The following is a 23,457-nucleotide window of genomic DNA, read 5'->3' as shown; positions in this document are numbered from 1 at the left end:
GCTCATTTTTGGGCCTCCATGTGGCAATGGCCACCCTCTTCACGCTTCGCGGCGGGAACATCGAGGACCGGGCTGCGGTCGAAGAAGCCTTCGGGGCGGAGTTTGAAGCCGACTGTGTCCACGGGCATGATGGGCCAGTCTTCCGGGCGGGGGTAATGGGTCAAACCGAATGTGTGCCAAACGACGATGTCCTGGCCGTCGATGTCGCGGTCCGCGGCAATGTAGGACGGCAATCCGGCGCCGCCGGCATTCTGGTTGACGAAATCGCCGCTCGGGTAGCGTTCGTCCTCGTGGTGGCGGGTCACCCACAAGTCCTTCGTGGCGAAGGTGGCGCGCTTCGCGATGGACGATTCGGGATCCGCCAGCAACATGGGATGGCCTTGGCCGTGGAGCTTGTAGGCGACGGGCTCTCCCAAGCGGTTGAGGGATTCCGGATTCGAAATCACCCAGGCCCGACCGGCTGCCATGTCCGATTCGCGGACGGCTTCCGATTCGCGGGCCAGGACAGTACGACGGCGGGTGAATGCGTTTCCGCGCTCGTTGCCTTCTCCCATGGGAACCCTCACGGCGTCTTCTTCCTCGACCCTGTTGCACAGTCCGTCGATGGCGAAGTCGAGGCGTGCGCTGAAGAGGTGCTGGTGGAAGGGGGCGCCGAGGCCCGGAGCCAACTCCGAGGCGTAGGGGTATCCCTTGCCGGGGTGGGCGCTTGTGAAGACAACACCGGTGGCCTTGGCTTCGAATTCGATGGTGCCGTCGAGGTACAAGTACCAGTAGAAGCCGTAATCGTAGTTACCGATGGTGGTGAAGAAGCTGATGACGAGCCGGCGGTTGCGGCGGGTGTAGTTCACTCCGCTCCAGAAATCGCTGTGCTTGGCGAGGATGCTCCAGTCTTCCTCGTGCATGCAGATCCCGTTGCGGATTTCGCGCGGACGTCCGAAGGCGTCGCTCACCACAGGGCTGAGGTATGTGATTTCGCCGAGGCAATCGCAGCCGAGTTCCAGCGAGTTGGCGTACTGGCCAACGAGGTATTCGCCCGTGTCGAAGTAGTTCTGCCACGAACGCACGGGTGAGGGGTCGCCGTACGGAACCACCATTTCGGCGATGGAAGCGCGCTTGAGGATACTGCGGCGGCGATCGCCGTCGTCGAACGCTATGTTGTGGAGCACCACGCCTTCGCGGACATCGAATCCGATGTCGAGGCTCCACTTTTCCCATTCCACGTGGTTGCCATCCGTGAGCGCGAAGCTCGGACCTTCCGGCTGGGTGATTTGGATGGGCTTCTGCGTGGTGCGCAGCGGTCCGGTCAGTTCAGGATCGGTGAAGTTGCCGTGCTCGGCGGGAACCGGAACAGGCCCGAAGTCCAGGATCTGGTCGACCGTCTTGCTGACGACGTCGATGTACGCGACCAGGCCATCGACCGGGCGGGCCCATGCGCTGTCTTCCGGGAATTCCTGGACGAAGGCGAGTCCGCGCAGGATTCGGCGGCCCTTTTCCTCGGGGTATTCGAATACGCCTGCCGACAGGGGAGCGACCCTGACTTTGGTGACATCGAGGTTCCGGTCGGCCAGTGCCTTGAGCCAGCGTTCGTCCTGGGCGAGGATCTCTTCGACCATTTCGAATTCCTCTTCGATGACGGGAAGTTCGCCGGTTACGGAGGTGTCGAGGTCGATCTTGGAAAGTACGGTTCCGTGCGTCACTGAGGCGACGACGTCCTTGGCTTCGCCGGTGGCCACGTTGTGCAGGAAGACCCGGAAACGGCGGTCCGCGACGTCGGCGTCGCGTGCCGGATCAAGCAGGCCGAGGTAGGCGACCCTGGTGGATTCGTTGAAGAGTCCTGCCTCGGCGAGGATCGCGGTGACCGCCTCGACATCGGCCGGGCTGGTCAGTGCGTAGGGCGACAGCGCGGCACCTTCAATCATTTCGGCGATTTCGGGAGAGGAAGTTGTGCTCATGGAAGGCCTTTGTGAGTGGCGGTTTATTTTCTATGTGTGTAGAGAATAACATCGTGTAACCTGAGTCACAACGGTTGTAGAAAAAAAGATTTGGGGAACGCGTGCCGAAGATCGTCGACCATGAGAAGCGTCGGCTCGAGCTGGTGGAAGCCACGTGGCGCATCATTGCCACGAGGGGAATCGAGGGGGCCACCATGCGCGAAATCGCCACGGAGGCCGGCTTTGCGAACGGTGCGCTCAAGCCGTACTTCCCCACAAAGGACGATCTCCTGACGTTCGCCTTCGCCCACGTCTTCAACCAGACGAATACCCGCATGGACAGTGCGACTTCCGGGCTCCGGGGGCTCCCGGCCTTGCGCAGCTATTGCCATGAGATCCTGCCGCTGGACGCCGAGAGGCTCAACGAGGCTCGCATTGCGATCGCCTTCTGGCAGCGCGCGCTGACCGATCCTGCCAAGTCGGCCTTGCACGATTCCTCAATGGAGCAATGGCGGGAGTCCCTTTTTTCGAAGCTTCGGGAGGCACGCGAGCTTGGCGAACTGAAAGAAGGGCTCGACGACGACGACCTCGTCGGCGCGATCATGACGTTCGTGCTCGGTGCTCAGATCACGGCGACTTTGACGTCCGAACACCACTCGGCGGACCAGTTGCGGTCCCAGTTGGAGACCTACATCTCACTCATTTCCAACGACGTCGTGGACGCCGAGGGGTAACTTCACCCAGCCGGCCTGCGCTGTCAGTTTGAAAGGGCGGGGGCTTCGGTGTGTTGTTCTGCCGGGGCTGCTGGTCCCGCGGTGCTGCGGCGGATGACGAGTTCAGGCGTGAAGGTAATCGCTTGGTGTTTGTGGCCGGGGTTGCCGAGATCTGCCATGAGCAGTTGGATTGCCGAGCGGCCGATTGCTTCCGTGGGCTGCCTGATGGAGGAAAGCGGCACGACGGCGGATGCTGCGAAATCGATGTCGTCGTACCCGATGAGGGCCACGTCGTCCGGGATGGCCAGGCCGTTCATCATGGTGATGGATTGCATCACGCCAAGGGCCAGGAGGTCGTTCGCGCAGAAGATTCCGTCGGGAATCCCTGCCTTGTCGCGGGCGGCGAGGCTGTCGCCGATGCGACGGCCGGCCAAGACGGATTGCGCTCCGGAGTCGAGTACTTCGAGGGTTGCGCCGGGTGTATTGTCGATGGCGCGCCGGGCACCTGCCAGACGCTCTGCGACCTGGGCGAGGTGCAGGGGTCCGCCGACGAAGGCCAGTCTTCGGCGCCCGAGATCGAGGAGGTGCCGGGCAGCAAGGTACCCTCCGGCGTCGTCATCGACCGAGACGGAACTGTAGCGTGATTCGTCCGCCCGGCGATCGACCAGGACCGTGGGTATCCCGCGTTCACGGAGGTTGTCGATGCGGTCGAGGATGTTGCCGACGGGGGAGATGAGCAGTCCTTGGACGGCTTGTTCCTGGAATAGGTCGATGTAGTGCGATTCGCGGGCGGAGTCCTGGCCGCTGTCGCCGAGCAGGACCGCGCTTCCGTGTGCTTCGGCTGCGTCCTCGGCGGCCCGAGCGATGGCCGTGAAGAAGGGGTTGCCGACGTCGAGGACCACGACGCCGATAGTGCGGCTGTGCCCTGCCCGGAGTTGGCGGGCGGCGTCGTTGCGCACGAAGCCAAGTTCATCGATGGCGCGCAGGACTTTCTCTTTGGTGCGGTTGGAAACCCGGTCCGGATTGTTCAGGACGTTTGAGACCGTGCCGACGGCGACTTCCGCCAGGTTGGCTACATCCTTGATGCTGACCGAGCGCTGCATCCGCTTTCCTGCTTTCTGCATTTCACTTCGCTGTTGACACGTTCCTTCCTCAAGGGTACTTTGAAACGTAACAATGAATCGTTTCAAAGATTGAATCGATCTATGGATTTTTGACGTGGATACCAATGCAAGGGTGCTTGCGAAGCCGCAGAACCTGGAAGTGCTTGCGGCGGCCCTGTTACCGGGTCCCGGCAAGCAAAACTCGCTGACTTTAGCCAAGAAAGACACACCATGAACAGTTTTGAGTCGGTTTTGGGCCGTTTGGGGGAGCTTGCGATTGAGGTTCCGTCGTGGGCGTATGGGAATTCGGGGACGCGGTTCAGGGTGTTCGGCACGCCGGGTACTCCGCGGACCATCCAGGAGAAGCTGGCGGACGCGGCGATGGTCCACGAGTTGACGGGTTTGGCGCCGACGGTGGCGTTGCACATTCCCTGGGACAAGGTCGATGACTATGGCGCGCTTCGTGAGTACGCCGAAGGCCTCGGGGTGGGCCTGGGAACGATCAACTCGAACACGTTCCAGGATGATGAGTACAAGTTCGGCTCCCTGACCTCCTCCGATGAGTCGGTGCGCCGCCGCGCGGTCGACCACCACCTCGAATGCATCCGGATCATGCACGCCACGGGGTCGCGGGATTTGAAGATCTGGCTCGCGGACGGGACGAATTACCCGGGCCAGGATGATATGCGGGGTCGGCAGGACCGTTTGGCTGATTCGTTGCGGGAGATTTACGCGGCGCTGGGTGATGATCAGCGCCTGGTGTTGGAGTACAAGTTCTTCGAGCCGGCTTTCTACCACACGGATGTCCCGGACTGGGGTACCTCGTATGCTCAGACGTTGGCGTTGGGGGAGAAGGCGTTCGTGTGCCTGGATACGGGTCATCATGCGCCGGGGACGAATATCGAGTTCATCGTGATGCAGTTGCTGCGGTTGGGCAAGCTGGGGTCCTTTGACTTCAACTCCCGCTTCTATGCCGATGACGACCTGATTGTCGGTGCGGCGGATCCGTTCCAGTTGTTCCGCATCATGCACGAGGTCATCCGCGGCGGCGGGTACGGGACGGAGTCCGGCGTCGCGCTGATGCTGGACCAGTGCCACAACCTGGAGGAAAAGATTCCGGGCCAGATCCGTTCGGTGCTTAACGTGCAGGAGATGACGGCCCGCACGCTGCTCATCGATGAGGAGGCGCTGGCCGAGGCGCAGCGGGCCGGGGATGTGCTGGCCGCGAATGCTGTATTCAATGACGCGTTTTATACCGATGTCCGCCCGGTGCTGGCCGAATGGCGTGAATCCCGTGGCCTGCCCGCCGACCCGATCGCCGCCTATAAGGCCAGCGGCTACCAGAAGAAAATCAACGAGGACCGCGCAGGCGGCCAGCAAGCCGGATGGGGCGCATAGAACACATGAGCACGCAAAACATGAACACCACTGTTGAAGACCTGATCGCCCGTTCCAACCGCCTCGGCGCGGACAAACGGAACACCAACTTCGCCGGCGGCAACACCTCCGCCAAAGGCACCGCGACGGACCCCGTCACCGGGCAGGACATCGAACTCCTCTGGGTGAAGGGTTCCGGCGGGGACCTGGGCACGTTGACGGCCGGGAACCTCGCGGTGCTGCGCCTGGACCGTTTGCAGGCGCTCAAGGCCGTGTATCCGGGGGTGGAGCGGGAGGATGAGATGGTGGCCGCGTTCGACTACTGCCTCCACGGCAAGGGCGGGGCAGCACCCTCGATCGACACGGCCATGCACGGGCTCGTGGACGCCGCGCACGTGGACCATCTGCACCCGGATTCGGGCATCGCGATCGCGACCGCCGTGGACGACGAAGCCCTCACCCAGAAGATTTTCGGCGACAAAGCGGTGTGGGTTCCCTGGCGCCGTCCCGGGTTCCAGCTGGGCCTGGACATCGCCGCGATCAAGGAAGCGAACCCGCAGGCGATCGGGACGATTCTGGGCGGGCACGGCATCACGGCCTGGGGCGCCACGAGCGAAGAAGCCGAGCAGAATTCGTTGTGGATCATCGACACCGCGGAGAAGTACATCAAGGAGAACGGCAAGGCCGAGCCTTTCGGACCTGAGCTTGCCGGCTACGCCGCCCTGCCCGAGGCCGAACGCCGGGCGAAGGCCGCGGCGTTGACGCCGGTGATCCGGGGCCTGGCGTCCACGGACAAACCGGTCCTGGGGCACTTCAGCGACGACGTACGGGTGCTGGATTTCCTGGCCGCGGCGGAGCATCCGCGGCTGGGCGCGTTGGGGACCTCCTGTCCGGATCATTTCCTGCGGACCAAGGTCAAGCCGTTGATTCTGGACCTGCCCGCCGACGCATCGATCGAGGACTCGGTGGCACGGTTGAAGGAACTGCACGCCGAATACCGTGAGGATTACCAGGCCTACTACGACCGGCACGCCGACGCCGAGTCCCCAGCCCTGCGGGGTGCCGACCCGGCGATCGTGCTGGTTCCGGGCGTGGGCATGTTCTCCTACGGCAAGGACAAGCAGACCGCCCGGGTTGCCGGTGAGTTCTACCTCAACGCCATCAACGTGATGCGCGGGGCCGAGGCGATCTCCTCCTACGCCCCGATCGAGGAGTCCGAGAAGTTCCGGATCGAATACTGGGCGCTCGAGGAGGCCAAGCTTGCCCGGATGCCCAAGCCGAAGTCCCATGCCACGCGCATCGCTTTGGTGACCGGGGCGGCCTCGGGCATCGGCAAGGCCATCGCGACCCGGCTGGCTGCCGAGGGCGCGTGCGTGGTGATCGCCGACCTGAACCTCGAGAACGCCCAAAAGGTGGCCGAAGAGTTGGGCGGCGCGGACGTCGCCATCGGCGTGCAGGCAGATGTCACCGACGAAGCCCAGGTGCAGGGAGCCATCCAGGAAGCCGTCCTGGCCTTCGGCGGGCTGGACCTGATCGTGAACAACGCCGGTCTGTCCATCTCCAAGCCCCTGCTCGAAACCACCGGGAAAGACTGGGACCTCCAGCACAACGTCATGGCCAAGGGCTCCTTCCTGGTCTCCAAGGCCGCGGCGAAGGTCATGATCGACCAAGGCCTCGGCGGGGACATTGTGTACATTTCCTCCAAGAATTCCGTGTTCGCCGGGCCGAACAACATCGCCTACTCCGCCACGAAAGCAGACCAGGCCCACCAGGTCCGCCTCCTCGCCGCGGAACTGGGCGAGTACGGCATCCGCGTCAACGGCATCAACCCCGACGGGGTGGTCCGCGGCTCCGGGATCTTCGCCGGCGGCTGGGGCGCCAAACGCGCCGCGGTCTACGGCGTCGACGAGGAAAAACTGGGCGAGTACTACGCCCAGCGCACCTTGCTCAAACGCGAAGTCCTGCCCGAACACGTGGCCAACGCCGCCGCGGTCCTGACCAGCGACGAACTCTCCCACACCACCGGCCTGCACATCCCCGTGGATGCCGGCGTCGCAGCTGCGTTCCTCCGATAGGCCACACCGTGACCAACCCATCACCAACCAGCACCGCCCCGGCCCACGCCGGGGCGGTGCCCGCCGTGGCTCCTTCCTCCGTGTTTGCCGCCGTCGATATCGGCGCCTCCTCCGGTCGGGTCATCCTCGGCCGCCTCACGGACGGAACCGTGTCCCTGGAAACCGTGCACCGCTTCCCCAACGGCGTCGTGGAGCTCGACGGCGGACTCCGCTGGGACTTCGACTCCCTCTTCGCGCAGGTCCTCACAGGCCTGACGGCCGCGGCAAAGACCGCCGCCGCCAAAGGCGAGACGATCGCCAGCATCGGCATCGACACCTGGGCCGTGGACTACGGACTCGTCAACAAAGCCGGAGAGCTCACCGCCCATCCCTACAGTTATCGCGACGAACGCAGCAAGGCCGCTGTTGCCCAGGTCCATGCCAAGATCGACCAGTCCCGGCTCTATGCCACTACGGGCCTGCAGTTCCTGGCGTTCAACACCATCTACCAGCTCGCGACCGAGAAGGACCTCGACGGGGTGCAGGCGTTGCTGATCCCGGACCTGATCGCCTTCAAACTCACCGGGCAACGCCGTACCGAGGCCACCAACGCCTCCACCACGGGCCTGTTCGATGCCGTGGCGGGGGAATGGGCCACGGAGTTCTTCAAACCCTTGGGGCTGCCCACTGGCCTCTTCGCCCCCTTGGTCCAGCCCGGTGAAACCATCGGCACCCTGTTGCCGGGCATCGCGGACACGACCGGGCTTCCCGCGGACACGAAGGTGGTCGCGGTCGGCTCGCACGACACCGCCTCCGCCGTCGCTGCGGTCCCGGCCACCGAGGAGGGCTTTGCCTACATTTCCTCCGGGACCTGGTCCCTGGTCGGCGTCGAACTCGACCACCCCGTCCTGGACAAGGCCAGCCGGCTGGCGAACTTCACCAACGAACACGGCGTGGACGGCACCATCCGGTACCTGCGCAACGTCGGCGGACTCTGGCTGCTCAGCGAATGCCAACGCACCTGGGCCGCCGAAGGCTACGCCTTACCGTTGCCCGGCCTGCTGGAATCCGCCGCGGCCCTGCGTCCCGGTGGGCCGGTGATCAACGCCGACGACCCCGCCTTCACCGCCCCGGACAACATGCCCCACCGCATCCGCGCAGCCGTGCGAAACACCGGAGACGTGCTCCCGGACCGCCCTGCCGCCGTCGTACGCTGCATCCTGGACAGCCTCGCCGCCGGCTACGCCCGCACCCTCGCTGATGCCGAACGGCTCGCCGGACGCAGCGTCGACGTCGTGCACATCGTCGGCGGCGGCTCCCAAAACCAGCTCCTCTGCCAACTCACCGCCAACGCCACCAACAAAACAGTCATCGCCGGCCCCGTCGAAGCAACAGCACTCGGCAACATCCTCCTCCAAGCCCGCACCGCCGGAACCATCACCGGCGGCCTGCCCGAACTACGCCGCACCGCACGCGCGAGCACCCACCTCACGCAATACGAGCCACATCCCAGCCACGCGTTCCACGGAAACTGAATGGTTCTGCCTCGGTAGTTCGGGGCCTGTCGATCCCTGTCGTGCTGGAAACAGCCTCGATAAACTTAAAGGGCGCCGAAGCGACGCGAAGTGCTTGCAGGAAGGGCACGGTCATGACAGAGAACACCGGCGACGACAAACCCATCGAAGAGGCGAACGACGGCACGCTTGAAGAACCCGATCTACGCGGACGATACGTCGAAGGCGACTACGGAAAGACGGGAAGGGAACCGGGCAGGCACCCGGACGACGAAGAAGGCCAATACGGTGAGGGCGACTACGGCGCCGCCGGCAACGTAGGCGGTCTGCCCGAGCCGCTCGGTAACCAGGCCAAGGAATCCGGACGGTACGCGCGCGCCGACCTCGGTGTTGCTGGATCGCTTCCCGGGCGCACGGCCGGTTCCGAAATCGGCCAATACGCCGAAGGCGACTACGGCTCGGATGGAACCGTCGGGCCCTTGCGGACGGCGACGGCTGAACAACCAGCCGGCGGGACGGCGGACCGCGCTGAAGCGCGAGCCAGTGAAGAGCGCGATGAGCCGGATGATGCCTGAAGGTGCCAGCCAGGAATATGGTGCCGGCCAGGAATAGCTAGCCGGTCGCCGTCGTCTCGGTCCGGTGTGTACTTGCCGCCGCCTCCGATTGGCCATGGATGAAACTGACGTCCTCGGGCGAAAGGCTGACTTGGCCGTGCTGGTCCGCATCGGGAGTTATTCCGGTCGCCCGATGGATGATCTCGGCAACGGTGCGTGGAAGAACCACGCACCCGGGGTTGTCGATCAGCCACTGCCGCGTTTCGGGGGCAAGCTGGTCCCAGTGACCCCTGATGTTCAACTCCATGGACGCCGCCTCATTGAGTAGTTGCAGAGAAGACTCCGGCCGGGCCGGTTGACGTCGGCTAAAACCGATGCCGGAAGCATGATCAGGATACGTGGCGTGCCTGGGGTTGCACAGGACGCAGCCTGTTGGGATGGTACGTTCAGCTGGACTTTCCCGTATGTTCATCCAACCGCTGTTCATCAAACCGCGCGAGGAGGGCCTCAACCGACATAGTCCTCCGGCTCTTGTGGCGGCTGGGTAGCGGTGCTGCCGCCCGTGCGAACCACTCGGATTTTCGTGGGCTGAGGTTCTGACTGTTCGGGGAGTTCGATGCGGATATCGAGCACCCCGTCTTCGTACGTTGCCGCGATGCTGTCCTGGTTCACGCCGCGTGGCAACGGAATGCTCCGTGAGCGTTTGCCATAGCGGAATTCGCTGCGGTATCCCAACTGGCCCGCGCGCTCGGCGTTTTCCTCCCGCCAGGCCTGGACGTGGAGCGTGTCGTCCGTGACGCTGATGTCCACATCCGATTCCGGGTCGATTCCCGGCAGTTCCACCCGGATGACCAAGGTGTTTCCTTCTTGGTATTGCTCCACCCGAAGTGACCCATCGCTTTCGCCTTGGAGGAAGCGCCGGACAGGCTCCGGAACTTCAATTCCGCTGTGGCGGAGAAAGTTGTCCATGATGATCTCCTGATCTGTGCCGACTTGCGACCGGAACCGGATGCGGGCCGGAACCGGCCATTCCCATGGAAGAAAAACTACCCTTCCCGTCGTGCACTGGGTAGCCCCAGAGGCTGCTTGACGCCCGATTTCCGGCGCCGGAAACTGGGGGTAGGAGGCGGGCCGTGGAAAACCTAGCGTGGATACTCGTGCTGCTCATCCCCTCGCTGGGATTCTTTGTTTTCCTGGTGGTTGTAAACATTCGATTGTCACGTCGACGGAAATCCTTGGGCTTGCCTCCTTTGGGATTGACTCCGATCCGGTCCAAGACCCGTCACCGGAAGCATCATCGCTACGTGATAATCCATCGCCACGGCCACTGACCCAAGCACACGAACCCACGGGCACTGGCCACGGTCAGTTCTGGTGGAAATCCGGTGCCTTGGGCGCGTCGAGTGCGCCGGCAACCTTCTCCTCAAGGGCGGCCACAGTGGCGTCCGGCAGCACAATGAGCCCGTCTAGTTCGTGCCGCGCACGCTTATACGCTGTCTGCCGCTCCGCCGGCGTGGCAGCCGAGTCGGAAGCGATCCTGAGCAGTTTCCGGGCCGTCGCCAGCCGCTGCCGTTCGGGCTCCGAAAAGTTGCCGTCCTTGATGCGTTTGGCTTCCCGTTCAGCCACGTCGAAAGCCAGCTCGAAGTTGCGCACAGCCGCGCGGTACTCGGCCAGCCGGGCCGCCGTCGTGATTTCTCCCGGGGCGGCGGGACGCAAACCGTCTGCTTCGCGCTTGGCGCGCAGGAAGTCCACGGTGAGCGGCTCGCGTACGTCGGACATCACCGGGAAGTCAATCAGTTTCCCGACGTCAAGCTCGTAAGAGAGCCACCGCTGGTTCACTGCGTCGTGAGCCTCCCGCAACCTGAGCACTTCGGATTGGCTCGCTTGCTCCGCCTGGGCCGCCTGGTTCTTGAGCCTGTAAAGCTCCACTCGACGGCGGTACCGCCGTTCGCTGGCGCTTGACCACGAGCGGGCCCAGCCGCCGGCCAGTCCGCTCAAGGGAAAGATCAACCACCAATTGTGGTTGACAAAATCGAAAAAGGGCTGCACGGCTTCATCGTCCCACCGGTCCGTGCCCGGCCTCAAGGTCGGGGCGTGCCTAGCAGATCATTGCGCATTTCCATCGACACGCATCCGGGGCAGGAATAGCCTTAAGCCGTCCCTTTTTGATCCACGAGGACTAGCGAAGAAGGTGTCCACACATGGGTGCTGAGGAAAACGTCGAACTGGTTCGGCGCGGATACGAAGCGTTCAATTCAGGGGATTTGGCGGCACTCAGCGAGCTATTCGCGGAGGACGCAGTTTGGTACGTCGCCGGCAGCGGCGTACTTTCCGGGACCAAACAGGGCCGCGACGCCATATTGGCCTACTTCGGCGAATTGGCAACACGCTCCCAAGGGTCCTTCAAAGCGACGGTCCACGACGTCGTCGGCGGAGAAGACCACACCATCGCAATTCAGCAAAGCCATGCTGAAGCCAACGGGAAGACCCTGGATCTGGGAACCGCCATTTCCTTTGTCCTCCGCGACGGAAAGGTTGTTGAAGGAAAGGAATTCTTCGAAGACACGGCCATAGCGGACAGCTTCTGGACCTGAGAGTCCGTCGAGGAATACGAACACCCGCATTATTTTTAAACACCCGCACAATTTTTAAGGAGCAGACATGGAAGGGACCCCATACGGAGTGGTCCACTTTTTCCCGGGAGGCACGAAGGAGCAATACGAAGCCTCTATCGCCGCTGTCCACCCCGGCGAGGGACTCCTGCCCGAGGGCCAGACATTCCACGCTGCCGGACCTTCGGCCGGCGGTTGGACCATTATGGCCGTCCATGAGTCGAAGGACAGCTGGGAGAAATTCCGCAACGACATCCTCATGCCGCGGATGCAGGCCGGCATCGAAGGTGGTTTCGAGGCGCCTCCGGAAGAAACCGTCATCGACCTCTACAAAGTCCTCACGCTGACGATGGCGTGATGGGCTGAAAAGCCGGGAGGCCGCCGTCGTAATCGGCTGGCGGCCTCCCCTCAACAACGGAAGGGCAACGGCGGATGACAGCCAAAGTCAATTACTTCGAAATCGGTTCCTCCGATCCCGAGGCCGTGAGGGGCTTCTACGGGCCGCTTTTCGACTGGAGTTTCGGCGAGTCTTCGCCCGCCGGTTACCAGATGGTCGACGGCGACAAGGGCGGCCTGTGGGACACCGCGTCCATAGGCGGAACCTCGTGGGCGATTTTCTACGTGCAAGTCGACGATGTGAACGCGGCGATCGCTAAGGCCGAGTCGCTCGGTGCGCGGGTCGCCCTTCCGTACGTCGACAACGGCGCCATCGAGTTTGCGCATCTTCTCGACCCCCAAGGCAACAGGTTCGGTGTGTGGCGACCCAAGCAGGCTGAGTAGGACCACGGCGGAAGACGGCCCTCGCGGCCGTGAACGAAAGGAATTGGCACATTGACACTCGACACACTGCCCGTACTTGATTTCTCGCGCCTGAAGGCCGGAGCGGAAGAAGCCGCCCGGTTCCGTGACGAGCTACGCGACGCCATGCACGAGGTTGGGTTCCTCTACTTGGCGGGCCACGGCATCCCGCAGGAACTGACGGACTCGATGCTCGAGGTCTCGCGACGCTTTTTCGAGTTGCCCGAAGAGGAAAAACTCGCTGTAGAGAACGTCCGAAGCCCGCAATTCCGCGGCTACACGAGGGTCGGCGGGGAACTCACGGACGGCGCGATTGACTGGCGCGAACAAATCGATGTCGGCGTCGAGCGTGAAGCTGTGCCACCCGGCCCGGGAGTGGCCGACTACTGGCGGCTGGAGGGGCCGAATCTGTGGCCCGGCGCGCTGCCGGAAATGCGAGGGATCGTCTCGGAATGGATGGAACGCCTGAGTGCCGTTTCGCTCGAGCTCCTCAGGGCTTTGGCCGTGTCCCTCGGGGCGCCCGAGGACACGTTTGACGCCGCCTTCGCCGCGCGCGCCTTCCCGGTCCTCAAGATCGTGCGTTATCCAGGAGAATCCAACCCCGAACCAAAACAGGGCGTGGGTTCCCACCGCGACGGCGGTGTCCTGACACTGTTGCTCGTCGAGCCCGGGAAGGGCGGCCTCCAAGTCGAGTACGAGGGACAGTGGATCGACGCTCCCCAAGTCCCGGGAACCTTCGTGGTCAACATCGGCGAAATGCTGGAGCTCGCCACGAACGGGTATCTCAAGGCGACCCTCCACCGCGTGATCTCGCCGCTTCGCGGCACGGACCGGATTTCCATCCCCTTCTTCTACAATCCCGCCCTCGACGCAACAATGCCCCAACTGGCCGTCAGCGAGGAGTTTCAGTCCAAGGCCCGCGGCTTGTCGGTTGACCCGACCAACAGCCCTATACTCGAGACCTACGGCGACAATGCCCTTCGCTACCGCATCCGGGCGCACCCGAACGTCGTCGAGGAGCATCACTCGGACCTCGTAGGCTAGGCGTCGATCCGGCTGGCGCTGGCAGTCAGCACCAGCCGGGCATCAGCGGCTGACCGGTTCGTGGTGAGCCAGGAGGCCTAGTTCGTCGCGGCGCGGCAGGCCTTCCCAGTCGCCGGGGACCAGGCACACGAACGCTCCGGACTTCGCGGCTGTCAGCAAGCGTTCCACAGGCTCGAGTCCCGCCACGAACTCGGCGAGGTAGCCTGCAACGAACGCATCTCCCGCGCCCACCGTGTCGATGGCCTCGATGGGGTGGGCTTCCTGCAGGTAGAGATTTCCGTCGATAAGCGCAAGCGCCCCGTCCGCGCCGAGTTTGATGACGACTTGCCGTGGACCCATGGCAGCGATGCGGCGCGCTGCTTCTTCTGCGTCGCAGACCGTCCCGACGGCGATTTCAGCCTCTTCAAGTCCGGCGAACACAATGTCCGCGAGCGGGATGATCTCCCGGTAGGCGCTCCCAGCGGTGCCGGCGTCCCAGAGCTTGCTCCGGTAGTTCAGGTCGAAGGAGACGGGAATCCCGGACTCGCGTGCGACGGCCACCGCATACTTCAAGGCGGCCGCCGCCTGCGAAGAAAGGGCCGGAGTAATACCGCTGGTGTGCAGCAACGCCGCGTCGGCAATCAGCTGAGGGTCGACGTCGTCGGGGGCAAGTCGCGAGCCCGCACTACCGGAACGGTAGTACGCAACTTTTTGGGCAGTAGGCGTGCGGCGCTCTTTGATCATCAGCCCGGTGGGAGCCTCGGGATCCACTGTGGCGCGGACGTCAACGCCCTCGGCCCGGATTTCCCGTTCGACCAACCGACCGAGCGAGTCGGCTCCGATCCGGCCGCACCAGACTGCCTGGACGCCGAGGCGTTGAAGTCCGATTGCCACGTTGGATTCAGATCCTCCGATGCCGACGCTCATAGTGCTGGCGTGGGCAAGCGGTCCGGCTTGGTTTGCCGACATGAGCGCCATGGTTTCCCCGAAAGTGACAACGTAGGGCGCGGCGTTCATCGTTCGCCTCGCGCTTCGTCCACAAGGCTGCGGACGCGGTGTGCGCGGGCGGTCAGGTCCCGCAGGTCCCCGCCCTTGAACGCATCCCCGAGGAGCGGACCGCCAAGGCTGACGGCCAGGGCGCCGGCTCGAATCCAGGCCGGAACATCATCGATGTCGACACCTCCGGACGGCACCACCTGGAGCTCCGGAAACGGTCCGCGAAGCTGGTGGATGTAGCCGGGGCCGACGGTAGAAGCCGGGAAGACCTTGACCGCCGTCGCTCCCGCTGCCCACCCGGCGTGGAGTTCCGTCGGCGTCAATCCGCCCGGGAAGACCGGAACCGCGCGTTCGGCGCAGAGCTCCACGATCTCAGGAACCATGATGGGGGTGACGATGTACGAAGCCCCGAGATCGAGGGCAGTGCCAGCTTCCGCGGCCGTAGTGACTGTCCCGACACCGATCTCCATCTCGTCGCCGAAGCGGTCCAGGAGGCGGGGCAGCTCATCCCATACCCCCGGTGTGCTCAGCGTCAATTCGGCGCTGAGCACACCGCCCTCGCGGAGTCCGTCGATCACAGGCGCGTAGTCCTTGGCGTGCCGCGCCCTCAGCACCGCGACCACGCCCGAGGTGCGGAGGATTGTGCTGGGAGCAGGCCGTGCGGGCGCGGACCGGGTGGCGGGCTGCGTGGCGGGCGACTCCCGCAAGTTGGTCTGGGACATGGGGTTCCTTCGGGTTACTTGGTGTCTACCACGGACAGTTCGCCGCCAGCTACTTCAGGGGCGGGAAAAGGATCGTGGCTGGCATCCTGCGGAGCGGTGAGGTCGCGGTTAAGGGTTTCGGGGCTCATGCGCGTGGCGATGAAGCTGATGAGCATGGTCGCCGACATGTAGATGGCCACCGGAATCCAGGAGTTGCTGAACATGCCCAGCAGGGCTGCGCAGATCATCGGTGCGATACCGCCGCCGATGATGGAGGAGAATTCGCGGCCGAGGGTGACGCCAGCGTACCGGTAGCGGCTCCCGAAAACTTCCGGGAAGTAGCTCATGTGCACGCCGACGACGCCTTGGCATGCCAGGACGAAACCAACGACGATCACCAGGATGATGGCGACTGGGGAGCCCGTGGTCAGCAACAGGAACGCCGGGGCGGGGAAAAGGACCAGTACGCCGGTAATGATGGAGACGACGCGCCGACGGCCGATCTTGTCCGACAGGACACCGAACGAGACGGCTGCCACGCCGCCGCACAGGGAACCGATGAGGAGGACCGGAGGGATGAACTTCGGGTCGGTGCCTATCACCGTGATGAGGTAGGACGCCATGAACACCTGGATCGTGTAGGACTGGGTGCTGACGCCGAGGTTCATCAGGATGACCCGCAATACGTTCGCCTTGCCGTGCTTCGCGACTTCCTTCAGCGGTGCCGGGGGCTCTGTCCGGGCCTGCTTGATCTCTTCGAATACGGGGGATTCGTCCAGCTTGCGCCGGATGACGAGGGCCGCGACTGTGACAAAGATGCTGGAAAGGAAGACCAGCCTCCAGCCCCACGTCAGCATGTCATTCGGTGCGAGGGACTGGGCCGCGATCCAGACGAGCGCTCCCAACGCCGTGCCCGCCGCTGCGCCGACCATGATCAGCGAAGCAAGCTTGCCGCGCGTCCCAGGGGCAGCCGATTCGGTGAGCAGGGTTGCTCCGCCGGATTGTTCGGCGCCGGCACCGAAGCCTTGCGCGGCCCGGCAAAGGCACAACAGCACCGGGGCAAAAAGGCCGATCTGCCCGTAGGTCGGGAGCAGCCCGATCGCGAGGGTCGCACCGCCCATGAGGAGAAGGGTGACAACAAGAACCCATTTGCGGCCGAGCCGGTCACCGAAGTGCGAGAAGAAGATGCCGCCAAGGGGCCGGAACAGGAATCCGACGGCGAACGTAGTGAAGCTCGCCAGGAGGGCCGCGGCAGGGGAAATGTTGGGGAAGAACAGCTTGCTGAAGACCAGTGCCGACGCCGTTCCGTAGATGACGAAATCGTAGAGTTCCAGCGTGGTGCCGATGAGGCCTGCGACGGCGGCCTTCCGGACTTTGCCTTGGTCCACCGGGGCGGGAGGCAGGTTTGCTGCAGAGGTCATGTCCATACTCCTTTGAATGGATGTCCTGTGGCCGGGGAAGGCCGGGTCAGTAAGTGATGAGTACCTTGAGGTTGGTGGGATCGTTGACAGGGGCTGTGAGGGCAGCCGCGCTGTCGGAAAGCGGATACGAGGCGGTGACGATTGCCTGCAGGTCCACCGTCCCGGCGGAGGCGAGTTTGATCGCCGTCGGGAAAGCGTTCGCGTAACGGAACGCGGTCACGAGGTCGATTTCGTAACGTTGGAGGAATCCAAGCGGGATGCCGTCAACCGTCGGCCGGGCCTGGCCTACTACAGTCGCCCGGGTGGCGGGGGCGAGCGCCTGGATCCCGTCCGACAGGGCGCGGGCATTGCCGGAGCATTCGATGAGGCGGTCCAGATCGCGGACGCCCGCAGAGCCCAGGTCCTGCTTTGCCGTGTTGATGGTCCGGGTGGCGCCGAGCTTGCCCGCGACGGCCAGGCGGTCGTCGTTGACATCGGTCACGATGATTTCCCTCGCTCCACGCGCCGCCGCCACCTGCGCAACAAGCAAGCCGATCGGTCCCGCGCCTGTGATGAGCACCCTGTGCCCCGCCTGTACCTCAGCGCGCTCGACCGCCCAAACAGCGACAGCCAGCGGTTCGATCACCGCGCCGATTCCTGCCGGAATGCTGTCCGGCAGGATATGCAGGGCCGCCTCCGGTACCACAACGTGCCGGGCGAACAGCCCGTCCGTGGGCGGGGAACCGAAGCATGTCCCGGCGGCGCACACGTTGTACCGGCCGGACAAGCACGCCGCGCACTCGCGGCACGGCAGCGCGGGTTCAATGACGACGGCGGTGCCCACCGCGATGCTTGCCAGCTCGCCTCTTGCGATGACGACCCCGGCCCCTTCGTGTCCGAGGATGGTCGGCTGGCGGAGGACGTTGGTACCGTTGCGGCCCTCGGCGAAGTAGTGCATGTCCGAGCCGCAAACGCCGCCGGAGCGCATTTCGACCAGGACGTCGCGGGGACCGATGGGCTTGAGGGGCTTCTGTTCAATGCGGAGGTCGCCCGCGCCGTGCAGGACGGCAGCTTCGGTGCTGCCCGGCAGCACGGTGTGCCGGGGTTGTGAATATGTCTGGGTGGTCATGGGGTGCCTTTGGTGGTAGCAAACGAGGAAGCGTTGAGGAAGTCCGCCGAATTTTCCGCTTCGGCCACAGCGGCGAGCGGTCCATGGGCGCGCAAGGTATCGATGAGTTCGCCCGTGCGTTCGATGAAGTCGGCACGGGCTGCAAGCTCTTCGCCGAGCAAGTGGTGGTTTGCCAACACCCGTTCAGCCAATTCACGCCCCGAACGGGACTGTGCCGCCAGCCCGGTCAGCAATGCCCGGGCGGGATCGTCCATGGCCGCCGCGTGCTGCCCGGGATTGAAGCCGGCAAGCGGGGCGACGCACGTGAGGTAGGCGGCGGTGGTGAGGGCAAGAAGGTGCGGCATCCGGCCGGCGTCGAGCATCTGGAGAGCCGGAACCGGGATCCGCTGCCTCAGCTTCACCGAACCATCCGAGCCAACCTGGCTGCTACGGTGCCCGAGGGCAGTGTTCCGCCACCGGGAGAAGAGCTGCACCTCGTACGCATCGACGTCAACATCGGCGGGCACGGACACACTCGGGAGGTATTCCCGGCGGAGGACTGAGCGCGCCGCCTGCTCAATGAAGGGGTGGGCCACCGAGTCCGGAATGGTCGCCGCCCCGGACAGCGCACCGAGATAGGCGATCAGGGAGTGGGTGCCGTTCAAGAGCCGGACCTTTAGTTGCTCGTACCCGGCCACTTCATCCGAGAACACAGCCCCGCCCGCCTCCCATGCAGGGCGACCGGCAATAAAGTCGTCCTCCACGATCCACATAGTGAATGGCTCTGCGGGAACCGGAATCCGGTCCGAGTAGCCGCAACTGCCGGCCACAAGCCGCCGGTAGTGCTCAGTAGTGGCCGGCACGATCCTGTCCACCATCGACGACGGGAACGTCACCCGGGCGTCGATCCAATCCAACGCTTCAGCAGCCTCCTTTCCCGGCAAACGCGACGCGAACTCGCGGACGAGCCGCCGAGAGTGGTGTCCGTTGTCGGCAAGGTTGTCGCAGCTCAGGATCGTCACCGGCTCACCGTGGGTGCGGGCCCGCTGCTGGAGGCCGCGGACGATCTGGCCGATCGGCGTGCGGGGACTTTCAAATGTGGCCAGGTCGTGCTGGACCGCCGGATCATTCAAGTTCAACGACCCCGTGGCAGGAGAGTACGTGTATCCGTTCTCGGTCACCGTCAACGAGACGATCCGTGTTTCCGGGGCGCCGATGGCCTCGCGGAGTCGCTCCGGGTTACCGGCAGCCGTGAACGCCTCCGAATGGACACGCGGAACCGAGAATGCAGAGCCCTCGGGGGAGATCTCGACAACGGTGTAGAGCATGTCCTGCGCTCGCAGGGCGTCGGTGATTGCTGTGGAACGGTTCGACACGCCGATGATTCCCCAGTCCCCGCCGTGGGCCTCGATGGCGGCGTCCGTGTAGACGGCCTGGTGTGCGCGGTGGAAGTTTCCGAGGCCGAGGTGCACGATTCCGGGAGCGGGAGCTGAAGTCCGTCGGAGGATTCCCGGAGTTCCGGCGTTTAGGGGCGTGATGCTTGGGGTGCCCATCTTCACCAGTCCTTCATGGCGCCGTCGAGTTCCCGGGCGATCGGGAGGTAGGCCTGCGCGTACGGGAAGCGGGCAGCGGCTTCTTCGTCCACCTCGATGCCGAGTCCGGGCTCGTCGCCCGGGTGCAGGTAGCCGTCCTCGAAACGGTAGCTTGGGCGGAAGACTTCGGAGACCAGGGGGTCGTACCCCATGTATTCCTGGATGGCGAAGTTGCTCGTGGCGAGGCCAAGGTGCAGGGACGCCGAGAGATTGATGGGGGAGACATCGGAAGGCCCGTGCGGCGCACCCTTGATCTGATAGACCTCCGCGAGAGCCAGGATCTTCCTGACATGGGAGATACCTCCAGCGTGCACGACGGCGGTGCGCACGTAGTCGATGAGCCGTTCGGTAATGAGCAACTCGGCATCCCAGACCGTGTTGAAGACTTCGCCGATGGCGAGCGGGATGGTGGTCTGCTGACGCAGCATACGCAGGAGGCGCTGGTTCTCGGCAGGGGTGACGTCTTCAAGCCAGAACAGGTCCACATCTTCGAGGGAGCGGCCGAGGCGGGCCGCTTCTGTGGGGTTGAGCCGGTGGTGGACGTCGTGAAGGAGCTTCAGCTCCGGTCCGACATGCTCACGGACAGCCGACAGGATTTTCGGAGCGTGACGCAGGTAGGCGGACGTGTCCCAGTCTTCTTCGACCGGTCCTGCGCCGCGGCCTGCCGGCTCGTAGCTTGCGGCGCCCTTGGTGACGCCATACACCTTGTCGAGTCCCGGGACACCGGACTGGGCACGCACTGCCCGGAACCCTTGTTCGCGCCGCCGGTCCACTGAATCAAGCAGTTCGGGGAGGTCCCAGCCGGTGGCGTGCGTGTAGGTGAGGATCTTGTCGCGGGCAGCGCCGCCGAGGAGCTGATAGACCGGGACTCCCAAGGCTTTTCCCTTGATGTCCCATAGCGCGAGGTCGATAGCGCCGATCGCAGCCATGGTGACCGGACCGCGCCTCCAATACGCTCCTTTGTAGAAGTATTGCCACGTGTCTTCGATGCGGTCGGCATCCCTTCCCAGGAGGGCCGGGACAAGGTGGTCCCGCAAGTAGCTGGCGACGGAAAGTTCCCGGCCGTTCAGGGTGGCGTCGCCCCAACCTGTCAGGCCGTCGTCGGTGGTGATCTTGAGCGTGACGAAGTTGCGGCCCGGGCTGGTTACCAGGACGTCGACGTCGACGATTTTTCGGGTCATCGGGAAATCACTACATTCTTCAGTGGTTCGTTTTTGGAAAGTCGGGTGATGTTTTCGGCGATTTCAAGCGCGCGGTTGCGGAAAGTCTCCGCGGTGACTCCGGACGAGTGCGGAGTCATGACGATGTTGTCCAAGCGGGCGAACGGGAGGCTTGAGGGCTCGCCGCGCCCGTCGGTGCCGGGGTATTGGTACCAGACATCGATCGCGGCGCCCGCGATCCGGCGATCCTTAAGCGCTTCGTAAAGGGCGGTTTCATCGACGACGGGTCCGCGCGCAATGTTCACCAGAAGTCCGTCCGGGCCGAGGTCATCAATTTCGCCGGCGCCCACGAGGCTTGTGGTTTCCTGGCTCAGGGGGATGCTGACCACCAGGATGTCCGATTCGCTCAATGCCTCGCCAAGCCGGTCCGTGGTCCCGGCCCATCGCAAGCCGTTTTCCTCTGCGTTGGTGTTTCCACTGCGGGTAATGGCTATTCCTTCGGCCCCGAATGCGTTAAGCAGCCGCCAGGCAGCCCCGCCGATGTGTCCGAACCCGAGGAATGTCACTACGGCGCCCCGGAGCGTTTCCGGCTGGTGGACGGTGGGGGAGTACACAGACGAGGACCACACGCCGCTGCGAAGTGCGGCGTCCTGGCCGATCAGGTTGCGGCGGAGGGCCACAAGGACCGTGGCGATGTGTTCGGCGATGGAGTTTTCGTGATGGAACGTGTTGGCGCAGACGGCTCCAGGCGGCAAGGCGTCCGCCTCGATCCCGTCGTATCCGGCACCACCAACATGGACGAGACGCAGGTTGACCGCGGCCTTACCCATGGCACCCGTGAAGCGTGGGCCCACGTAAACGTCGGCGTCTTTCAGGTCTGTGAGGACGGCGTGTTCGTTCCAGCTGTCATGCCAGGACGCGAGTGATCCGTCGGGGAGCGATGCCTCAAAGAGGGCGCGATGGGGCATCAGGTTGGGGTCTGCGATGACGATTCTCATGGCTACTTTCCCTGGAGGGCTTGTTCGGCGGTGCGGGCGGCAAAGGTGGAACCGCGCACGATGAGTTGGGAGCTAAGGTGCACGGCTTCCGTGGCCGTCGGTTTTCCGGACATCTGCTCGAGGAGGAGTTCGAGGCTGAGGGCGCCGCTTCGGTCGATCGGGACCCGGACGGAGGTGAGCCCGGGTTCTGCGGCGGCGGCAATGTCGAGATCGTCGATGCCCACCACGCTGATGTCTTCGGGGCAGTGATACCCGAGCGTCCGGGCGCCGGCGAGCATTCCGATGGCGACGAGGTCGTTGTACGCGATGACCGCAGTGGCGCCGCTGGCAACGACCGACGCCGCAGCGGCCAGACCGCCGTCGACCGTTGCGTTCTGGTTGCCGACCGTCACGAGCTCGATGCCCCAATCAGCACAGAAGCGCGTGATGGCGGCCAGTCGCTGTCCGTTTGCCCATGACGAGGCAGGGCCCGGAATATAGGCGAGTTTGCGATGTCCAAGCGCATGGAGATGCTCGATCGCCTGGCGAATCCCCTCACCGGCTTCCATCAGCACCCTTGCCGCGTGTTCGGCCTCGCCGTTGATGACAACGAGTGGAGCGTTTCCGGCCAAATCGTGGATCTGTGCGGAAGGCAAGCGCGGCGAGCAAAGAATGATGCCGTCCACTCCCGTTGCGAACGATTCCAAATGCGAGCGTTCCCGCGACGAAGACTCAGACGTGTCGGCGAGGACCATGCGGTGCCGGCCGTGCCAGGCCTGGTCTTGGATGGCCTTGATAAGTGCGGCGAAGACGGCGTTGGAGACGTCCGGGACAATGACGCCGAACGTCCGGCTGCCCGTGACTCCGGGAATGTCGTAGCCAAGCTCTTCGGCCGCCGCCATCACTTTCTGGCGAGTTTCCGCAGCGAGCCTTCCCGGATCTCCGAACGCCCTTGAAGCGGTTGCCAGGGACACCCCTGCCAGCTTTGCGACGTCGGTGAGTTTTGCCGGCATCTGTCCTCCAGTTGCTTCGTTGAAACCTTGCAGTACAAGTATGGAAAGACTTGTACAAGTTTGTCAACGGTTTTCATGAAGGTGCACGGAGGGGCTGCATGGAGAGACAGAATTGGTACCGCGCCCTACCGGGCGCGTGCTGTGATTGACTCCCGAAGAGTGGGAGAATTACAAGTGGTTCGAGTCGGCCGGCGGCGCATCTCGCCTGCTGAGACCCAGGTGAGTCCCCCAGTGCGCCGTCGGTCTTCAATGCCTGGGCAGGTCTCGTCGGGATAGGACAGGCTCGGGGGTTTTGCCGCTACGCGGCGCCTGTCCATCTCGCTATTGCTGCGGCACGCCGAGGCTTCTTCGGGCGCGGGTGCCCGTGTTCATCAACGGCGCGTCCATCAAGCTTGAGCCGTGTATCGCAAGCCTCTGAAACGACGGCGGGTGCAACGCTACGCGGCGCCGTGGGCCTGGCTACTGCCGGCTGCGGACAAAGGTCGGTCACCAAGCCTGTTCCGGCGCACTCGCGCGCGTCCCTGATCCCGGCCGCGACTCCCGGTTTGTCCGGGAAGGCCGCCGAGACGGCGATGACCGCCCCGTTCGGAGAAATGAGCCGGAACCTGAAGAGGGAGTCCGCGTCTACGAATACTTCGAATGTTCCAGCCATGATCAACCTCCGGGTTCAGGTGCCCGCATTCCGGCTGCTGCGCCGGGAAGCAGGCTGGCCGCATCGCTGCGCACCTTGGCAACTGTTGTGGAATCCAGTGTGCGCGCCGGATGTAACGCCCTGATGTCCAGGCGGGTAAAGGCCGTGTAAAACCTAACCAACCACCCCAACAGCCGGGT

Annotated in this window: 23 protein-coding genes; 9 read left to right on the top strand and 14 right to left on the bottom strand. The window is 64.1% G+C overall.

The window, feature by feature from the left end; genetic code table 11:
* Window positions 1-2: 2 nt before the first annotated feature.
* Window positions 3-1,919, bottom strand: coding sequence for a primary-amine oxidase (locus E1809_RS10975; RefSeq protein ID WP_133204320.1), 1,917 nt, complete (start codon window positions 1,917-1,919; stop codon window positions 3-5).
* Window positions 1,920-2,053: 134 nt separating this feature from the next.
* On the opposite strand from E1809_RS10975, the gene E1809_RS10970 reads away from it, so the two are divergent.
* Window positions 2,054-2,665, top strand: a complete 612-nt coding sequence (locus tag E1809_RS10970) for a TetR/AcrR family transcriptional regulator (RefSeq protein WP_133204267.1) — start codon at window positions 2,054-2,056, stop codon at window positions 2,663-2,665.
* Window positions 2,666-2,688: 23 nt separating this feature from the next.
* Here the strand turns inward: E1809_RS10970 and E1809_RS10965 are convergent, their stop codons facing one another.
* Complete coding sequence (locus E1809_RS10965) at window positions 2,689-3,747, bottom strand: LacI family DNA-binding transcriptional regulator (protein WP_133204319.1); 1,059 nt, start codon at window positions 3,745-3,747, stop codon at window positions 2,689-2,691.
* Window positions 3,748-3,978: 231 nt separating this feature from the next.
* Here E1809_RS10965 and rhaI point away from each other — a divergent pair, with 231 nt between their 5' ends.
* The 4 genes from rhaI (at window position 3,979) to E1809_RS10945 (ending at window position 9,267) form a co-directional block, all read left to right on the top strand.
* The gene (gene rhaI / locus E1809_RS10960; RefSeq protein ID WP_133204266.1) at window positions 3,979-5,145 is read left to right on the top strand and encodes an L-rhamnose isomerase; all 1,167 of its coding nucleotides are present in this window, start codon (window positions 3,979-3,981) and stop codon (window positions 5,143-5,145) included.
* 5 nt (window positions 5,146-5,150) lie between these two features.
* Entirely contained in the window at window positions 5,151-7,199 is a 2,049-nt protein-coding gene (locus tag E1809_RS10955; RefSeq protein ID WP_133204265.1) for a bifunctional aldolase/short-chain dehydrogenase, read from the top strand.
* 56 nt (window positions 7,200-7,255) lie between these two features.
* Window positions 7,256-8,713: a rhamnulokinase gene (locus E1809_RS10950; protein WP_235835552.1), complete on the top strand. Its 1,458-nt coding sequence runs from the start codon at window positions 7,256-7,258 to the stop codon at window positions 8,711-8,713.
* Window positions 8,714-8,826: 113 nt separating this feature from the next.
* Entirely contained in the window at window positions 8,827-9,267 is a 441-nt protein-coding gene (locus tag E1809_RS10945) for a hypothetical protein (RefSeq protein ID WP_133204263.1), read from the top strand.
* A 37-nt stretch (window positions 9,268-9,304) separates the two neighbouring features.
* Here the strand turns inward: E1809_RS10945 and E1809_RS10940 are convergent, their stop codons facing one another.
* From E1809_RS10940 to E1809_RS10930, 3 genes are all read right to left on the bottom strand, one after another.
* The gene (locus tag E1809_RS10940) at window positions 9,305-9,553 is read right to left on the bottom strand and encodes a hypothetical protein (RefSeq protein ID WP_235835549.1); all 249 of its coding nucleotides are present in this window, start codon (window positions 9,551-9,553) and stop codon (window positions 9,305-9,307) included.
* A 200-nt stretch (window positions 9,554-9,753) separates the two neighbouring features.
* Window positions 9,754-10,215 carry an Hsp20/alpha crystallin family protein gene (locus E1809_RS10935; protein WP_133204262.1) on the bottom strand — a complete coding sequence of 154 codons (462 nt, stop codon included), beginning with the start codon at window positions 10,213-10,215 and terminating at the stop codon, window positions 9,754-9,756.
* Between the two features lie 396 nt (window positions 10,216-10,611).
* Window positions 10,612-11,295 (bottom strand): hypothetical protein, encoded by a 684-nt coding sequence (locus E1809_RS10930; protein WP_133204261.1) that lies wholly within the window; start codon window positions 11,293-11,295, stop codon window positions 10,612-10,614.
* A 152-nt stretch (window positions 11,296-11,447) separates the two neighbouring features.
* Here E1809_RS10930 and E1809_RS10925 point away from each other — a divergent pair, with 152 nt between their 5' ends.
* The 4 genes from E1809_RS10925 to E1809_RS10910 all read left to right on the top strand — a co-directional run bounded on the left by E1809_RS10925 (window position 11,448) and on the right by E1809_RS10910 (window position 13,700).
* Window positions 11,448-11,840, top strand: a complete 393-nt coding sequence (locus E1809_RS10925) for a nuclear transport factor 2 family protein (RefSeq protein WP_133204260.1) — start codon at window positions 11,448-11,450, stop codon at window positions 11,838-11,840.
* 67 nt (window positions 11,841-11,907) lie between these two features.
* A complete protein-coding gene (locus E1809_RS10920; RefSeq protein WP_133204259.1) occupies window positions 11,908-12,216 on the top strand; it encodes a hypothetical protein in 309 nt (102 codons plus the stop codon).
* 74 nt (window positions 12,217-12,290) lie between these two features.
* A complete protein-coding gene (locus E1809_RS10915) occupies window positions 12,291-12,638 on the top strand; it encodes a VOC family protein (RefSeq protein ID WP_133204258.1) in 348 nt (115 codons plus the stop codon).
* A 51-nt stretch (window positions 12,639-12,689) separates the two neighbouring features.
* Window positions 12,690-13,700: an isopenicillin N synthase family dioxygenase gene (locus tag E1809_RS10910; RefSeq protein WP_133204257.1), complete on the top strand. Its 1,011-nt coding sequence runs from the start codon at window positions 12,690-12,692 to the stop codon at window positions 13,698-13,700.
* Window positions 13,701-13,742: 42 nt separating this feature from the next.
* On the opposite strand, the gene E1809_RS10905 is transcribed toward E1809_RS10910, so the two are convergent.
* From E1809_RS10905 to E1809_RS10865, 9 genes are all read right to left on the bottom strand, one after another.
* A complete protein-coding gene (locus E1809_RS10905) occupies window positions 13,743-14,696 on the bottom strand; it encodes a sugar kinase (protein ID WP_133204256.1) in 954 nt (317 codons plus the stop codon).
* Entirely contained in the window at window positions 14,693-15,397 is a 705-nt protein-coding gene (locus E1809_RS10900; protein WP_133204255.1) for a bifunctional 4-hydroxy-2-oxoglutarate aldolase/2-dehydro-3-deoxy-phosphogluconate aldolase, read from the bottom strand. Before E1809_RS10900 ends, E1809_RS10905 begins: the two co-directional genes overlap by 4 nt.
* A 14-nt stretch (window positions 15,398-15,411) precedes the next feature.
* On the bottom strand, window positions 15,412-16,797 hold the full coding sequence (locus E1809_RS10895) for an MFS transporter (RefSeq protein ID WP_235835548.1): 1,386 nt from the start codon (window positions 16,795-16,797) through the stop codon (window positions 15,412-15,414).
* 46 nt (window positions 16,798-16,843) lie between these two features.
* Window positions 16,844-17,905, bottom strand: a complete 1,062-nt coding sequence (locus tag E1809_RS10890) for an NAD(P)-dependent alcohol dehydrogenase (protein ID WP_133204254.1) — start codon at window positions 17,903-17,905, stop codon at window positions 16,844-16,846.
* The gene (locus E1809_RS10885) at window positions 17,902-19,437 is read right to left on the bottom strand and encodes a mannitol dehydrogenase family protein (protein ID WP_133204253.1); all 1,536 of its coding nucleotides are present in this window, start codon (window positions 19,435-19,437) and stop codon (window positions 17,902-17,904) included. The genes E1809_RS10890 and E1809_RS10885 overlap by 4 nt, the downstream gene beginning before the upstream one ends.
* A 2-nt stretch (window positions 19,438-19,439) precedes the next feature.
* A complete protein-coding gene (gene manD, locus E1809_RS10880; RefSeq protein WP_133204252.1) occupies window positions 19,440-20,657 on the bottom strand; it encodes a D-mannonate dehydratase ManD in 1,218 nt (405 codons plus the stop codon).
* On the bottom strand, window positions 20,654-21,634 hold the full coding sequence (locus E1809_RS10875; protein ID WP_133204251.1) for a 2-hydroxyacid dehydrogenase: 981 nt from the start codon (window positions 21,632-21,634) through the stop codon (window positions 20,654-20,656). Before E1809_RS10875 ends, manD begins: the two co-directional genes overlap by 4 nt.
* A 2-nt stretch (window positions 21,635-21,636) precedes the next feature.
* Complete coding sequence (locus E1809_RS10870; RefSeq protein WP_133204250.1) at window positions 21,637-22,626, bottom strand: LacI family DNA-binding transcriptional regulator; 990 nt, start codon at window positions 22,624-22,626, stop codon at window positions 21,637-21,639.
* 298 nt (window positions 22,627-22,924) lie between these two features.
* Window positions 22,925-23,278 (bottom strand): YegP family protein, encoded by a 354-nt coding sequence (locus tag E1809_RS10865; RefSeq protein ID WP_133204249.1) that lies wholly within the window; start codon window positions 23,276-23,278, stop codon window positions 22,925-22,927.
* Window positions 23,279-23,457 lie beyond the last annotated feature (179 nt).

Origin of the sequence: Arthrobacter terricola, assembly GCF_004354015.1 — a bacterium.
GTDB classification, from domain to species: Bacteria; Actinomycetota; Actinomycetes; order Actinomycetales; family Micrococcaceae; genus Arthrobacter; species Arthrobacter terricola.
Note: the sequence above shows the minus strand (reverse complement) of the source record. Positions and strands in the feature narration are given on the sequence as shown.

Bases quoted from the DNA above. Each gene is read 5' to 3' on its own strand.
- E1809_RS10955 (WP_133204265.1), top strand. From the start codon at position 5,151: ATGAGCACGCAAAACATGAACACCACTGTTGAAGACCTGATCGCCCGT.
- E1809_RS10915 (WP_133204258.1), top strand. From the start codon at position 12,291: ATGACAGCCAAAGTCAATTACTTCGAAATCGGTTCCTCCGATCCCGAG.
- E1809_RS10945 (WP_133204263.1), top strand. From the start codon at position 8,827: ATGACAGAGAACACCGGCGACGACAAACCCATCGAAGAGGCGAACGAC.
- E1809_RS10875 (WP_133204251.1), bottom strand. From the start codon at position 21,634: ATGAGAATCGTCATCGCAGACCCCAACCTGATGCCCCATCGCGCCCTC.
- E1809_RS10870 (WP_133204250.1), bottom strand. From the start codon at position 22,626: ATGCCGGCAAAACTCACCGACGTCGCAAAGCTGGCAGGGGTGTCCCTG.
- E1809_RS10975 (WP_133204320.1), bottom strand. From the start codon at position 1,919: ATGATTGAAGGTGCCGCGCTGTCGCCCTACGCACTGACCAGCCCGGCC.
- E1809_RS10920 (WP_133204259.1), top strand. From the start codon at position 11,908: ATGGAAGGGACCCCATACGGAGTGGTCCACTTTTTCCCGGGAGGCACG.
- E1809_RS10935 (WP_133204262.1), bottom strand. From the start codon at position 10,215: ATGGACAACTTTCTCCGCCACAGCGGAATTGAAGTTCCGGAGCCTGTC.
- E1809_RS10890 (WP_133204254.1), bottom strand. From the start codon at position 17,905: ATGACCACCCAGACATATTCACAACCCCGGCACACCGTGCTGCCGGGC.
- E1809_RS10885 (WP_133204253.1), bottom strand. From the start codon at position 19,437: ATGGGCACCCCAAGCATCACGCCCCTAAACGCCGGAACTCCGGGAATC.
- E1809_RS10895 (WP_235835548.1), bottom strand. From the start codon at position 16,797: ATGACCTCTGCAGCAAACCTGCCTCCCGCCCCGGTGGACCAAGGCAAA.
- E1809_RS10940 (WP_235835549.1), bottom strand. From the start codon at position 9,553: ATGGAGTTGAACATCAGGGGTCACTGGGACCAGCTTGCCCCCGAAACG.
- E1809_RS10965 (WP_133204319.1), bottom strand. From the start codon at position 3,747: ATGCAGCGCTCGGTCAGCATCAAGGATGTAGCCAACCTGGCGGAAGTC.
- E1809_RS10905 (WP_133204256.1), bottom strand. From the start codon at position 14,696: ATGAACGCCGCGCCCTACGTTGTCACTTTCGGGGAAACCATGGCGCTC.
- rhaI (WP_133204266.1), top strand. From the start codon at position 3,979: ATGAACAGTTTTGAGTCGGTTTTGGGCCGTTTGGGGGAGCTTGCGATT.
- E1809_RS10900 (WP_133204255.1), bottom strand. From the start codon at position 15,397: ATGTCCCAGACCAACTTGCGGGAGTCGCCCGCCACGCAGCCCGCCACC.
- E1809_RS10925 (WP_133204260.1), top strand. From the start codon at position 11,448: ATGGGTGCTGAGGAAAACGTCGAACTGGTTCGGCGCGGATACGAAGCG.
- E1809_RS10865 (WP_133204249.1), bottom strand. From the start codon at position 23,278: ATGGCTGGAACATTCGAAGTATTCGTAGACGCGGACTCCCTCTTCAGG.
- manD (WP_133204252.1), bottom strand. From the start codon at position 20,657: ATGACCCGAAAAATCGTCGACGTCGACGTCCTGGTAACCAGCCCGGGC.